Raw genomic sequence first — 13,801 nt, 5'->3', positions numbered from 1 at the left:
GCGCTTCTGATGGGACGGAAGTTAGCGCACCGAATTCGGTCGTGCAACGTTTGGGAGTGCATCCCACCATCTGGGAAAATGAGCTCGGGCAACAGGCGACGCCTGGCCGCTCGAATCGGGGGAACAGAATTTGGTCACACTTGCCGAAGTGGCGAGGCGAGCGAAGGTGACGGGGGCCACCGTTTCCAACGTATTACGCAATCCTCACAAGGTGAAGCCGGAAACGGTGGAGCGGGTGCTTGCGGCCATCCGCGAGCTCGGTTATCGGCCGAACCTGACGGCCCGCGCGCTCGCGCGCGGCCGTACGTCGACACTCGCGCTGATGCTTTCGAACATCACGAACCCGTTTTACCCGGAGTTCGTGCGCGCGGCGGAACGCGAAGCGCGTAAGCGCGGCCACTTTCTGCTCGTATGCAACACGGATGACGATCCTGCCATTACGCGGGCCTATCTGGAGCAGATAGCAGGTTCGCTCGCGGCCGGCGTCATCGTCATGAACACGGATCTGAGCGAGCGCGAACTGACGGAGATTGCGGGCAAAAGGGCGGCCGTCGTGCTCTGCATGTGGGAGCACGTCCACGCTTCACGCGCGCTGCCTTGCGTCACCATCGATTTTGCGGCGGCCGGCGCACTCGCGGCCGCGCACCTCTCGGAACTCGGGCACCGCAAGTTCGGTGCGCTGGTCGGCGCGGGCTCGGGCGGCCCGCAGACGGTGCGGCTTCGCGGCTTTACCGATGCGCTTGCGAAACACGGCCACGGCGAAAACGCAGTTGTCGTCGCGCATGCGCACGATTCGATCGAAAGCGGATACGAGGCGGCCACGAAACTGTTGCGTTCCGATCGAACCTTGACGTCGATCTTCGCGACGAACGACCTGATGGCCATCGGCGCAATGCAGGCGGCCGCGGATCTCGGCAAACGCGTGCCCGACGATCTGTCGATCATCGGATTCACCGATATTGCGCTTGCCCATCAATTTCGCCCGGCGTTGACTACGGTGCGGCTGCCCATAGCGGAGATCGCGGCGCGCTCCATCGCGCTCGCGCTCGAGATGGTGGAAGGCGCGAGGCCGGCTCGCGCCGCGCATGTCGTGCCTGGGATGGCGCTCGTCGTACGCGAATCGACAGGGCACGCGCCGCCGTTGCGGCGGAAGCGAACGCAGGCCCGCTCGCAAAAGCCGCGATAAATTTCCCGTGCCGCTATGGCTGCGGGGCGATTCGACGGCTTTGGGTCGACGACTTCATGCCGCTTTGCCTTTCGGTGGCTTCGTTTCCGTATCCGCAGGCGTCTTCCGGTTCTTCTTCAAGGCCGTCCGGTTATAGGCGATCGCTGCGCGCACGAGATTCTTCAACGCGCGCTTGTTCGTCTTGTCGCCTTCGAAAAAATCGATCGCTCGTCTTGCGTTGCCTTCGAGCCCCGCGTTGAAGAGCTTATCCGGATCGGGCACGTGCGCGCCGTGCAGAAAAGTGACCTTCACTTTCCCTTTGTGGGCGTTGGCGACGGCGATCATTCCATCGCAATACCAGACGGGGCTGCCCATCCACTTCCATTCCTCGACGATATCCGGATCGGCTTCGAGGATGGCCGCACGGAGCTCGGCAAAGGTCTTGCCGCGCCAGTCCGTGAGGCCTGCGATCAGTTCGTCGATGCGTTCTGAAGGATTCATCCGGTCTCCTCGATGCGATGCACGCCGTCGCGCAGTCTACTCCAGCCGGCGCGACGGCGCAGCGCCGAAGCCGAACCGCATGTCGATCTGCTGGAGGAGCGTGCGCGCGAGCTCGGATGCGCCGCGTTGAATGAGCGTATCGGTGACGCGCGATAGGGCATACGAGGCTGCCACCGCAGCCGCGAGGGTCAGCATGAAGACAGTCAGCGACATCCACGATCCATGCGTGGCGAGGACGGTCGAATCCCTGAAGACGTACATCGCCGCGAATGGGAAGATGAAATGCCAGAGATAGACGCCGTAGCTTTCGCGCCCAATGGCGTCGGCAACACGGGCAGTCAGCGACCGGTCGACCCGCGAGCAGCATGCAAGCAACAAGGCCGCGGCCCCGCATGCCGCGACGATGGGGGCCAATTCGTGCGCGAGTCCCAGCCAGACGCCAAGGACGGCGGTGCCCGCGCCGCAGAGGATCGAAACGACGAGCGCAACGGCCATGCCACGGCGGCTCAATTGGGCTTGCCCGACGAGATATGGGCTGAACAGATTCCAGCACCAGAAACCCACGAGGAAACACGGTACTTGGACGGGAGGCCAGAAATAGAAGAACGTATTGTTTTGAACGCTGCATTCGAGGCGGCCACCGCACGCGCCGGTAATCAGGGATGCCGCGCAAGCGGACAAGAGCAGCACGCTCAGCGCCGTCAGGCGAGAACGCGAGCCGCCTGTGCAGAAGAAGACGAGCGGCGCGATCAGATAGAACAGCATCTCCACTCCGATCGACCATCCGCCCGGGACGACGTTGTTGATGGCCGAATCGGACAATGCGTGAACGAAGAACAGGTTCAGCAGGACGTCGGAGGTGTCGTGGGGCCCGAGAATCGAGGCGTGGTCGGCCTGAAACGTATAGGTGTACCAACTCATGAGACCGTATCCGACGATCGCGACGTAGTAGAGCGGCGCGATGCGGAAAAACCGTTTGACGTAAAAACGCAAGACGATCTGACCGGTGCTTGCATATCGTGCACGCTCGGTCTCCAGCGTCATGAAGATCGTAACGGCGCTGATCACGAAGAAAAGCTGTACTCCATATTGCCCCATGCGGGCGACGATCTTCGCCCAATGCGGCAGATGAGGAAATTGAAACGACAAGTGAACTGCGACGACTGAAACGACGGCAATGGCCCGACCGCAATCGAGACCCGGTACTCTCTTTCGATTCATCCACTCTCCTTGCATCGGCTCGAGCTGTTGTTTGCATGACAAGACAGCTCAGGCTCGCCGGCCTTCGAGGCGTTTATATGTGCATTGAGTAGTGTTCGGTTCGGGATCGCGCGAAAGTTCCCCTCGTGCTGGAACGCGTACCTCGGACGGTAGCCAGTACAAACCCTGTCATACATCCGTTTCTCGTGCTCATCCAGGCGAAGACATCATCCATCCCCTCGTAGAATGGCGCGGGCTCGAGACAGTGCGTACGCTTTGATACATGCTCCACGCGTTCTTGCAACGAGCATCGACTTTTCGGAGAACCACGATGTCTCGGCTGAACACATGGCTTTTGTTGGGCAGCAACGCCTACGACGAATATACCTACGTGCCATGGCTCGGCAAGAACGTCTATCGCCGCACCGTCGATCTGCGTCACGTCACATTGCTTTGACCGTTCCAGCGCGGCGCGCAACCTGATTGCCGCCGCGTCTTTTTCCCACACCGCTGCACCGAGCGAGGCGCCGCCGAACGAAGCGGCGAAGCGCCGGCAGCGCGTCCGCGTTTATCGGTTAATCCAGGAAGAGAAGGGAAATTCGCCGCATCGCGAGCGTTGAGCCGCGCGGGCAAGCGTGCGCGCTAGCGCGGCTCGCGTTCGTCTGACGATTGGTGCGTCGTGGGTTCAGTCGCTCGGATCGTCGAGCATCGCAAACATGCGTGCCGCGTCCGATTCCTTACGCAAGACGCATCGACGCGATTTCTCGATCGCCCGCACGGTACGCGTGCGGCCTGGGCCGCGCGTCGCACGCGACGCACGCAGCGAAGATCGCCCGCCGAGTCGGCACCGTGCCCGAAATCGTTCCGCTCTGACCGCCATGATTGTCCACCGCAAAGACGCATTGACGAATCCGTCCGGCATCGTGCTCGCGGCCGACATGCCGCGCCTATCCGGATCGGGCTCCCGGGCGCAATGCCTGACGAGGTGCCGCCCTGCGATCAAAGGTAGGCCACCGCCTGCCCGGCGACAACTGTGCAAGAAGACGCCGCGCGCGCACGATCGTTTGATGCCTTCATACCTCGGTATAGCCGGCCCCCGGAGAAGCAAGTGCAGTAGCGGCGTATGTGCCGTACCCCTCGTGCGGTACGCCTCGCGCGTCCTATAATGACTGCCGATTCCCGCGTTGCGGCGGCGCCTCGTGCGTCTCATGCGCGCCGGGTTCACGGGGGCCGCATGGTATCCGCTCAGCATTCGACATTGACCAAGACAGGCGACGATTCCCCCATCGTCTATGTAGTCGACGACGACGAAGGAATGCGCAACGCGTTACGCAATCTATTGCGTTCGGTAGGATTTGCGGTCGAGACGTTCGGGTCGGTACGCGATTTCCTCGATTTCAAAAGAAAGGCCGTGCCGAGTTGTCTCATTCTCGACGTCAGATTGCCCGGTGAGAGCGGTCTCGCGTTTCAGCAGGATATGAGCCGCACCGGCTTGCACATGCCTGTTCTGTTCATGTCGGGCCATGGCGACATCGAAATGTCCGTCAAGGCGATGAAGGCCGGCGCGCTCAATTTCTTCCCGAAGCCGTTTCGCGAGCAGGATCTGCTCGATGCAGTCAACGAAGCACTAGCGCGCGACGGCGAACGGCTGGCCGCGGAACGCTCGCTCGCATCGCTCGGCGCGGCTTACGAATCGCTGACGCCGCGGGAACGCGAGGTCATGGCGTTCGTGATCGCTGGCCTGATGAACAAGCAGATTGCCGCTCGAATGAATCTGAGCGAGATCACCGTGAAGATTCACCGTGGGCAGATGATGAAGAAGATGGAAGCGCGTTCGTTGCCGGATCTCGTGCGAAAGGCGCAGGCGCTGGGGGTGGAACCGCGGCGTTGAGACGCATGCGGGCCGCGCCCGATCATGGTGAACAGAGCCCTTAAACGCGCTTGCCCACGGCTCGTGCCAGACATCGCTGCAACTCCTGCGTGTCGATCGGCTTTTTCAGGAGCGCCAGCGCACCGTTTGCCGCTACGCGTGCGCGCAGCGCTTCGGTCGTGAACGCCGTGACGAAGATGGTGGGCGGCGCATCGCCCGAGGCCAGCAGTTGCTCATGTAGTTCGATGCCGCTCATGCCCGGCATCCTGACGTCCGAAATCAGGCATCCGAGTTCGTCGACGTCCGCCAGCGACCGGCGCGACAAATACGCCTCGGCGGAATCGAACAGCAGCGTCTGCCAGCCGAGCGAGCGCACCAGATTCGCGATCGCGAGGCGCGACGCTTCGTTGTCATCGACGATAGAGACGGTACCGAAAAAGGGCATGAATGAGCTCGTATCGGCGAGCGGCGGTAATCCATGCCGCACGCCATCGTTTATCAGTACCGAGGGTAGTCCGTAACCCGTCGAACCGACATCATACGGAGGTATGCCGTCCGATCGCCGCGGTGGTAGGATGGACTCACCGTTGTCTCGAAAGCGGTACAGGAAGCAGCGAGACAGCGTTGAACGCGGCGCGGCCTGCCGGCGCCCGTTCGGCGTGCCGCAGCGGAGGTGGACGAAATGGCACAGGAGACCCCCAACGCGCCGGCGGACGCCGGCGACCGCGCCGCGGCGCCCGATGCCGACGGGCGTGGAGCGCAGGCAGGTATCGATCGGCCGCTGCGCGAGAGCGAGGCGCACTGGCGTGAGGTGTTCGAGCACAATCCCGTCATGTACTTCATGGTCGATGCCGACGGCGTCGTTCAATCGGTGAACGGATTTGGCGCCGCGCAGCTCGGCTATCGTGTCGACGAACTGGTCGGCCAATCCGTTCTCGCGGTGTTCCGTGAAGAGGATCGGCCCTTCGTCATCGAGCAGATGAGTATTTGTCTGGGCGATCCCGGTCTTTCGCACAGTTGGGAAGTCCGCAAGATCAGGAAAGACGGCTCGTTGCTCTGGGTGCGCGAGAACGCGAAAGCGGTGCGGCGCCCGGACGGCTTTCTGGTTCTCGTGGCCTGCGAGGACATCACCGAGCGCAGGCGAACAGAAGACGCGCTCCGGCAAAGCGAGATGTATCTGGCCGAAGCGCAGCGCATCAGCCATACCGGCAGCTTCGGCTGGCGGATCCCGAGCGGCGAACTGATCTGGTCTGCGGAAACGTACCGTATTTTCGAATGCGATCCGTCCGTCGAGCCCACCGTCGAACTCGCGCTCCAGCGCACACATCCCGACGATCGCGAGTTCGTGCGGCAACTGCTGGAGCGCGTGATGCTCGAGCAGACGGACTGGGACGTGGAGCATCGGCTGCTCATGAGCGACGGGCGGGTCAAGGACGTTCGCGCAGTGGCCCACGCCGTGCGTGACGGTGCGGGCAACCGCGAGTTCATCGGTGTCGTGATGGATGTGACGGCGTCGCGCCAGGCGGCTCAGGAGTTGAGCCGCGCGCGCGCCGAGCTTGCGCATGTGATGCGCGTGACGACGCTCGGCGAGTTGGCCGCCGCGATCGCGCATGAGGTCAATCAGCCTATCGCGGCGATGGTCACGGATGCACAGGCATCGTTGAATTGGCTGGGCCGTGAGCCTGCCGATCTCGATGAAGTCGATCAGGCGCTGCACCGTATCGTCGAGAACGGCAATCGCGCGGCCGATGTCATCGGCCGCATCCGCGAACTGGTCAAGAAGGCGCCGCCCCGCATGGGGATGGTCGACCTGAACCTGGCCGTGAAGGAAATGATCGCACTGACGCGCGCGGAGATTGCGGGCTCGGGCGTGGCGCTGGAAACCGCGCTCGAGCACGATCTACCTTCGGTGCACGGCGATCGCGTCCAACTGCAGCAGGTACTGCTGAATCTGATCGTGAATGCGCTCCAGGCGATGAGCGCAGTGCCGCCCGGGCAAAGAAAATTGCGCATTTGCACCGCGCGCATCGAGCTCGACCGCGTGCGCGTGTCCGTGCAGGATTCGGGACCTGGTTTGTCGGCGGCGCTCGTCGATCGCATCTTCGCGCCTTTTTATTCGACGAAGCCCGATGGACTCGGGATGGGATTATCGATCTGCCGTTCGATCGTAGAGGCGCATGACGGACGTTTATGGGCAAGCTCGGACGAGCCCGGCGCGACGTTCCATTTCACGATACCGGTCGACGCTGCCCGGTAATGGTCGGAAAAAGCCGCATCAAGCGGTCATGCCGTGTCGCTCGTGCCATTTCCGCCATGCGGCACGCACGATCGCGCGGTCCCGCGGGCGTTCGAGAAACCACAGTGCATCTTCGTAAGTGGCGAGGATCAGGGCCTGCGTTTCCCAACCCGCGTCCCGCACACTGCCGCCGATGCGATCCCCTTCGAAGAACCGGGTATCGTTGCTCGTCGGCGCCCTGAGTTCGGGCGGCGTCGGATCGTATTCGAGGCCGAAATCGCCGACGACACTACGCAGCCGCGCGCGCATCCCGGTCTCCTCGAACAATTCACGCAGGGCGGTAACGGGAAGCAGTTCGCCATCGTCGGCGCCGCCTTGCGGCAATGTGACGCGGCCGCCGTACCCGTTGCTCGGCACGACCAGCCATAGCCTTGGCACGGGCCATCCTTCGAAAATCACGACGCCGGCGGTGGGGCGGCCATTCGATGCGAAACCGAACGGATAGGGCGTGTCTATCGCGATATCTTCCTTGGAATCGGCAAGCCAGGCGCGCGCATCGGCGGGTGGCGTGGCGCTGCGCATCGGAATGCCGTTGAGCGCGGCTGGCGCGGGCGCACCGGGTACGAAGGTCAGCGAGATGTCCTTGCGCGGCCACAACGCCGGGGGCGAAGGCGTGGTGGGCACGTGAATCGCGAACTCGCCTTCGGGCAAAGCGGGGTGCCATGCGTGCAGAGGGCGATCCGTTTCGGGGAGCGCGGCAATCAACGAGGCCAGGGGCGGCTGGCGACGCATGATGTGGTTCGTGATGTTGGCGGCGATCTGCGTTGCATCGATGAGCGGACGGATCGAGGCGCCAGGGCCAGGCAGGACGTTGGTGAGCCAGTTTATTCCCTCGGTGGCCATGCCAACGACATCGATGGTCGTGACGGGATTGCCGGAGCCGTCGACGACATGGCGTCGAGAATCGATCTCGATCCCGCCCGCGGCGAACTCGCCGTTTCGGTAGCGCTGAATCAGCCCGCTTTCAAGCAGATTGGCATACAGCGAATCCGCTTGCGGTTGATCCGTAATATCGCCGAGCTGCGCATGGATCAGCACGTCGGCCTCCATGCCGTGCGCAACGCCGAGCGAGTTCGATCGCAGGACGAAACGCGCGGCAGCTTCATCGAGTTCGATATCGCTGCCCGGGCCCGGTCCGGCGACGACCACGCCGGCGTCGATCAATGCCAGAAGCTCCTTGTTGCGTCGATCGGGCACGGCGCCGGCAGTGCGGTCCATTCGGGCAGCCAACTCGAGAAAGCGACGGTGGCTGTCGGGCGTGAGTCCACCGAAATCGACGGCGTAGCGCAATACATCGCGGATTTCGCGCAGCACGTGAGCCGCGGCGTTGAACGGATGGTTGACATTGCCTTGATGTGCGCGAGACACGCCGTCCGCCAGGCGCTCCCTGAAGGCGTGCGCGTAGCTCTGATAGTCAGCGAATGCGGGCGGCTCCGGGGCCGTCAGCAGCGAGCGCGCCGCACCCAGCTCCTGCTCGGAGGGCTCGAATCGCGATGGGTCGACCGACGATGCACCTTCGCTGCTGCAATGAATCGCGTACGCGAGCTCCTGCTCCAGACGCGGCAGCAGATCGGTTTCGAGGTCGAGCTGCATGCTTCCGGTGCGCGCCATGGCATCCGCGCGAAGCGCGTCGATGACGGTGCGGGTGAGAAAGTGCGGTTCGAACGCTTCATCGTGACCTTTGTGATCGATTGGGCGCGTATCGAGTGCGAAGCCGCTGCGCGAGTAAAGCACGATCCGCGGCTCGCGTCCGCTCGCCCGATAGCTCAGTTGGCCGGCGGCCGAACCGACGAAACGGCCGCCCCGTCCGACGGTCAGCTCCGCTATCACATCGTGGCAGCTGCGGCCCATTCCACGCACCGCCACGACCGCCCCCGGCGCAATGTCCTGCAGCGCCTCGAGCGGGTGAGGCCGGGGAACGAACCGGAGTTGCGCGTTGCGCTCGCGGCAACGCGCCACACGTTCGAGCAATTCGGAGTCTTCCGCGGTGAGCGAGCCCTCGGGAGGCGCTGTCAACACCACATGATCGACGATCAACGGCAGCCCTTGTTCGAGCACGATCTTGACGCGGCTCGGGTGGGCTTGCGTGCCGTCTTCGGACAGATCGGACGGACGCAGTCGCAAATCGACCGCACGCAACGGGTGATGAATCAACCGTAGCCGGGAATCCTCGTCGACAAGTTTTTCCAGCGTTCGATACACGTCGTCGAGGTACCTGCCGAGCAATGCGCGGGGCAGATAATCGTCGTCCCGTACCGCGCGTCCCGCGCGAGTGTTGTTCACGAACTGGCCGTCGACGAACCGATAGCCATGCGCGTTGGCCCACTCCTTCAGGGATGGGCCGACGGCATATTCCTGATCGGCACGGTCCCACATCGTGACGGCCCCGGCACCCGTGTTGAGCAACTGGTGCGATGCTGCATCGGGCGAGTGAACGCCGTGCCCCGGCTCGCCCGGCTCGATCAGATGAATATTGATGCGAGAGTTCAGGCCGATATGAAGCAGGTGCTCTTCGGACAGCATCGCTTGAATGCGCTCGAGCACGCTCAGTCCGCGCGGGCCGGCACCGATGATCGCCACATGAAAGATCGGCGGGCGCTGATGCTTGGACCCCGCCACATGGACGGCCGGCGCGATGGATTCGATGCGGTGATGCGGGGTCGAAGCATGGGCCTTCGCGAGGGAAGCCGCGCCGTTTTCGGTCGCCATTCCGGACTCGCCGGGCTGCCGTTTCGGTCTGGCTCGAAGTGGGTCGAAGATCGATGACACCGGTGGTTTCGTCGCAGCCGGTGGCGCCGATGATTGGGTCGAACCGGTCGCGCCTCGGTTCTGCGCAGCGCGGTGCGCGGGATCGGATGCGGAGATATGCGTCATGCGTAATTGATCTCAAAGCGACTGTCGGCCGCTTCATATGTCTCGTCGAAAGTGCGTCGGATCGACCCGCGCACCGCGACGAAGACGAACTGATCGGCACGGAGGCGGGATTGTCGCGGATCGGCCGATTCATCGCGAGACGCTTCCGAAGCGCGTGCGGTCGTCGCGAAGCGTGGGCATGTTTTTTCTTCATGCGGGGCATGTGTCGGAGTGGTTCGTCCTGCCTTTCCGGGCTTCGCGCCATAGCGCAGCGGAGGATCGGATTTCGCGTCAAATGTCGCGACATCGAAAACGGAGGAATCAAGTGTCATTGAAACTTGGAGCCCACGACGGGCGCACGCTGGCTGTTACCGATGCAGCAGTGTCCGGCACGATGACTGCGCCACCTCGCAGCATCTCGCCCACACGCCGCGGAACGACGGACCCGCGGTTCGAGCAGATCGGCCGCACGCCGCTGACTGACGACACGTCGGGGCGCCCGCCGAGCGTGGCTTCGTTCAGGGTATCGACACGATCGCCTTTGCATGTGGTCGTGCAAGGCCCCAGTGCACCGCGCGATACGCTCGAACGCCTGCAGGCTTGCCTGCGTCCCGGTGCGGCGACGGTTCGCTTGCCACCGGGCGCGCTGCACGGCGATGCTTTCCGTCTGCATGACGTATCGTACGATGCGGCCGACTATGCGCGTGCCGAGGAACTGGCGAGCGAGGCCTCGCTCGACATTTCACCGGTACCGGACGATCGTCATATCGACAAGCTGGCGCTCTTCGCAACGGATGTGGACAAAACGTTGATCGACGGTGATTTCCACGCGAAACTGGTTGAACTCAAGGGCGACCCCGAGGCCGATGCCCTGGCCTGGCGCGAAGATATCGTCGAATCGATGCGTGGCCGCGTGGCAACCCTCGCGGGCATCGGCATGGAAGATTTTCACGAGGTGGGCGACATGATGGCTCGTCGTCTCATGCCCGGCGCGCGCGAGTTCATCGGTATGCTTTCGCCGCAGGCTCGCGTGCTGCTGATATCGTCCGGTTTCACCCAGTTCGTGGAAAAGCTGCGAGATGAGCTGGGTGCAAAGCACCTGCACGTGCACGCGCATGCCAACCGGCTCTTGACGACGCTTGCCGAAGCGCAAACGTCCATCGACGACGGGAGATTCGATGATGCTGCCTCGTCATTATCGAGCGAGGCGTCGCGCGTCATGTCGGAGTTGCTGACCGGCAAGATGGACGGTGAGTTCCTGGATGGCAACGTGAAGGAGCGACTGTTCCGCCAATACCACGCCGACCTGCCTGACGACGCGCATTCAGCCGCGATGGGCGATGGCGAAAACGACATTCCGATGTTGGCCGCGGCGGTGGAATTGGGCGGGGTAGGCGCCGCCTTCAGGCCGGGCTACGGCCGGCATCTCCTTCCGCCGGGCGTCGATGTCATCGAACATTCGGGGTATGACGCACTGGGCAATCTCTTCATGGGCATCGAGCGCAGACGGCGCGATACCGGACAGTGAAGTGACGTGACGGCGCGCCGCGCGCGGCGCGCAATGCATCGCGCTCAACTCATCAGCAAGAGTCCGAGCCCCACCTGGGTGATCATCCCGGCGCCGATTACGATCTCGGGATCGATTCTGCGCAACAGCCCGCCGTCGGCGACGAGATGCGGCTGTGTGATATCGACGGGCGATGCTTCCGCGCCGCGCACCGGCGGTCTGATCGCAGCAATCGGCCCCCGCCGGACGATCGGGCCGCGACCATGATTCGCGCCATGCGCGTGTTGATGCGCGAGCTGGAATCCGCGCAGGAACACACCGTCGGCCGCAACCATACCCATTTGTACGGAGGCGGATGCAATGTCGCCCGTCATGATCGAATGCGCGGCACCCAATGCATTGGCCGCTGCGAATGGGACCGACGCGATCGTTGCGCCCAGCATCTGGAATTCGGGCAGCCTTTGAAAGAACGGCGGCTTGTAGAGCCGGCCCCCATCGGGCCGTTTTCTGCTGTAAACGAGGAGCTCGCCGAGCGCTTTTCGTACCCACAGCGGACGCTCGTCGTTGCCCGGCAGGAATCGACGCAGCTTGTCGCCGGCCGCCGGCACGGTCGGATCGAAATTGTGCTTGTTACCGATCACTTCGAGCGAGCGGGCGAGCCGTTGCCCCCCGTTGCCGCTCAGATGCACGGGAACGAACATCAGCGTAGCCAGGTTGGCGAGCCAGGTCGCCGTCCCTTCGATCGAATCGAAGCCTGTCAGCATGACTTGCGGTGCGAGCCAGATGCCGGCTGCGGCGATATCGCTCGGCGCATAGCTTGCGCCCCAGAAGACGCGGCGCGCGCGCTCGACCGGGCTTTCGGACGCGAAAAGCCCTTCGTTGGCGAGCGTATCGAGCCGACGGAAGGCATCGACGTCGTCCGGCGTGGTCCGCAATATTTCAGCGAACATCGCAAGCTCGTCGCGATCGTGGCGTCGATATCCGCGCACGAGGCCACGCACCCCCGTCGTCCGCCTTTCCAGCAGATCCAGCGCGGGCATGTCCGCAGGTTCCAGTGACGAGGAGACGCCCTCGACCTCGGCGCCAGCACCCGCGGCGCGTGTCAGCACGCGCTCGCGATCGGAAGCGAGTTCGTCGAGACGCTGCATGACGCGGATCTGGACGATGCGCTTGGCCGCATTGATGCCGGCGCGTGCTCCGAACATCGCGCGCCCCGTTTCGAGCATCGTTTCCATCGTGGTGTCGGCGGGCATGTGCAGGCCGTACCGCATGCCCACGTAGGCGCCGGTAGCCGTCGCGGCGATCTTGCCGAGTGCGAGCGCGCCCGCTCGACGAATCTTGCGCTGGGGCATGCCGGTCACCGGCGGTGCGCCATAGGGCTCGCCCGGCGCCATGCGATATTTCGCGAGCGTATTCGCAACGGTGATCTGGTACAACGTGCCGCCATCGTCGAGCACCATCGCGGCTCGCGCGACGAGTTCCGTCTCGATGCGCCGCTTTCTGAGGCTGGTCTGCAGCTCGCGCGGGGGCCCTTCGATGCGATAGATCGCCACGTCGGCGTCCGGGTTGGATTTGAGTATGCGAATGGCGTGCTCGCGTGCACTGTCGAGGCTCGCGAACGGACGCGTATGCACATCGAGCGTCAAGGCGCTGCCGTCGCTGCCGAGCACATCGACGGGCATCTGTTTCGTCGAAAGGACATAGTGGGCCGAATCCCGTCGCGGCCCGGCGATGAATCGATGACCTTCGCGCCGCTCCTCGGGCGTCAGCGCGCGAATACGCGTGCCGAGCGAGATATGGTCCGAGACATAGGGGGGCGGCGCTTGAAACGCGGCGAGGCCTTCGCGCTGCTTTTCCGTCATCTCGTGCGGCAGAGTGCCGATACCGGCGCGCGCCAGTCGCACTTGCTCGGGCAGCGCGCGCATCGCACTATCCGATTGCGGGCCGAGGTGCGACGTGAACGTGGCGGCAGGCAGCAGCTCGACGCCTTCGGCGCGTTCGTGGCTCGGATCGTCATGCTCGGGAATCTCCGGTGCGAGGACGGTGACGTTGTCGATACCGTCGGTCTCGGCGCCCGTGCTTGCGCTTACGCTTTGCCCATCATGTTCGTCCTCGAGCTTGGCCGCAAGGAGCTCGACTAGCGGAACGGGTAGCGGTTCGTTGAGCAACGCCCGGAAAAATTCGATGACACGTGGGTCGGTCCCGGGTGCCGCTTCGAACGCTTCGAACGGCACCTCGGCGTTCCACTGCAGTTTGTTGCCGGGCGGTTGTTCGAAATCGTTGGGCGGCATGTGGGCCGGCCGTTGTCCGAACCATTTCGCGAGCAGCGCGCGGATCGCAAGTCGTTCTTCGTCCGTGCATCGGCTCAGTATTTCGAGTGCGGCGGGTGTTTCGCGCAAGTGTCGCTGC

The 13,801-nt window shown here is 63.6% G+C and carries 10 protein-coding genes; 5 read left to right on the top strand and 5 right to left on the bottom strand.

Annotated elements, in window-relative coordinates:
* Nucleotides 1–130 precede the first annotated feature (130 nt).
* Nucleotides 131–1,186 (top strand): LacI family DNA-binding transcriptional regulator, encoded by a 1,056-nt coding sequence (locus VGL01_RS23605; RefSeq protein ID WP_331573695.1) that lies wholly within the window; start codon nt 131–133, stop codon nt 1,184–1,186.
* A gap of 54 nt (nt 1,187–1,240) precedes the next feature.
* Here the strand turns inward: VGL01_RS23605 and VGL01_RS23600 are convergent, their stop codons facing one another.
* Nucleotides 1,241–1,666: a DUF1801 domain-containing protein gene (locus tag VGL01_RS23600; protein ID WP_331573693.1), complete on the bottom strand. Its 426-nt coding sequence runs from the start codon at nt 1,664–1,666 to the stop codon at nt 1,241–1,243.
* Nucleotides 1,667–1,702: 36 nt separating this feature from the next.
* On the bottom strand, nt 1,703–2,887 hold the full coding sequence (locus tag VGL01_RS23595; protein ID WP_331573691.1) for an acyltransferase: 1,185 nt from the start codon (nt 2,885–2,887) through the stop codon (nt 1,703–1,705).
* 310 nt (nt 2,888–3,197) lie between these two features.
* Between VGL01_RS23595 and VGL01_RS23590 the strand changes: the two genes are divergently transcribed.
* Nucleotides 3,198–3,323 carry a hypothetical protein gene (locus tag VGL01_RS23590; protein ID WP_331573689.1) on the top strand — a complete coding sequence of 42 codons (126 nt, stop codon included), beginning with the start codon at nt 3,198–3,200 and terminating at the stop codon, nt 3,321–3,323.
* Nucleotides 3,324–4,100: 777 nt separating this feature from the next.
* Entirely contained in the window at nt 4,101–4,757 is a 657-nt protein-coding gene (locus VGL01_RS23585) for a response regulator transcription factor (RefSeq protein ID WP_331573687.1), read from the top strand.
* 40 nt (nt 4,758–4,797) lie between these two features.
* Here the strand turns inward: VGL01_RS23585 and VGL01_RS23580 are convergent, their stop codons facing one another.
* Complete coding sequence (locus tag VGL01_RS23580; protein WP_331573685.1) at nt 4,798–5,181, bottom strand: response regulator transcription factor; 384 nt, start codon at nt 5,179–5,181, stop codon at nt 4,798–4,800.
* 237 nt (nt 5,182–5,418) lie between these two features.
* Here VGL01_RS23580 and VGL01_RS23575 point away from each other — a divergent pair, with 237 nt between their 5' ends.
* On the top strand, nt 5,419–6,993 hold the full coding sequence (locus tag VGL01_RS23575; RefSeq protein WP_331573683.1) for a PAS domain S-box protein: 1,575 nt from the start codon (nt 5,419–5,421) through the stop codon (nt 6,991–6,993).
* Nucleotides 6,994–7,011: 18 nt separating this feature from the next.
* Here VGL01_RS23575 and VGL01_RS23570 read toward each other — a convergent pair whose 3' ends face one another.
* Nucleotides 7,012–9,741, bottom strand: coding sequence for an FAD/NAD(P)-binding protein (locus tag VGL01_RS23570; protein ID WP_331573682.1), 2,730 nt, complete (start codon nt 9,739–9,741; stop codon nt 7,012–7,014).
* A gap of 469 nt (nt 9,742–10,210) precedes the next feature.
* Between VGL01_RS23570 and VGL01_RS23565 the strand changes: the two genes are divergently transcribed.
* A complete protein-coding gene (locus tag VGL01_RS23565; protein ID WP_331573680.1) occupies nt 10,211–11,413 on the top strand; it encodes an HAD family hydrolase in 1,203 nt (400 codons plus the stop codon).
* A gap of 44 nt (nt 11,414–11,457) precedes the next feature.
* On the opposite strand, the gene VGL01_RS23560 is transcribed toward VGL01_RS23565, so the two are convergent.
* Nucleotides 11,458–13,801, bottom strand: a 2,344-nt coding sequence (locus tag VGL01_RS23560) for a hypothetical protein (RefSeq protein ID WP_331573678.1), incomplete at its 5' end; no start/stop codon positions are given.

Origin of the sequence: Trinickia sp. (assembly GCF_036503415.1) — a bacterium.
Classification (GTDB): domain Bacteria; phylum Pseudomonadota; class Gammaproteobacteria; order Burkholderiales; family Burkholderiaceae; genus Trinickia.
The sequence above is the reverse complement of the archived record's forward strand: the minus strand, read 5'-3'. Positions and strand labels throughout refer to the sequence as shown.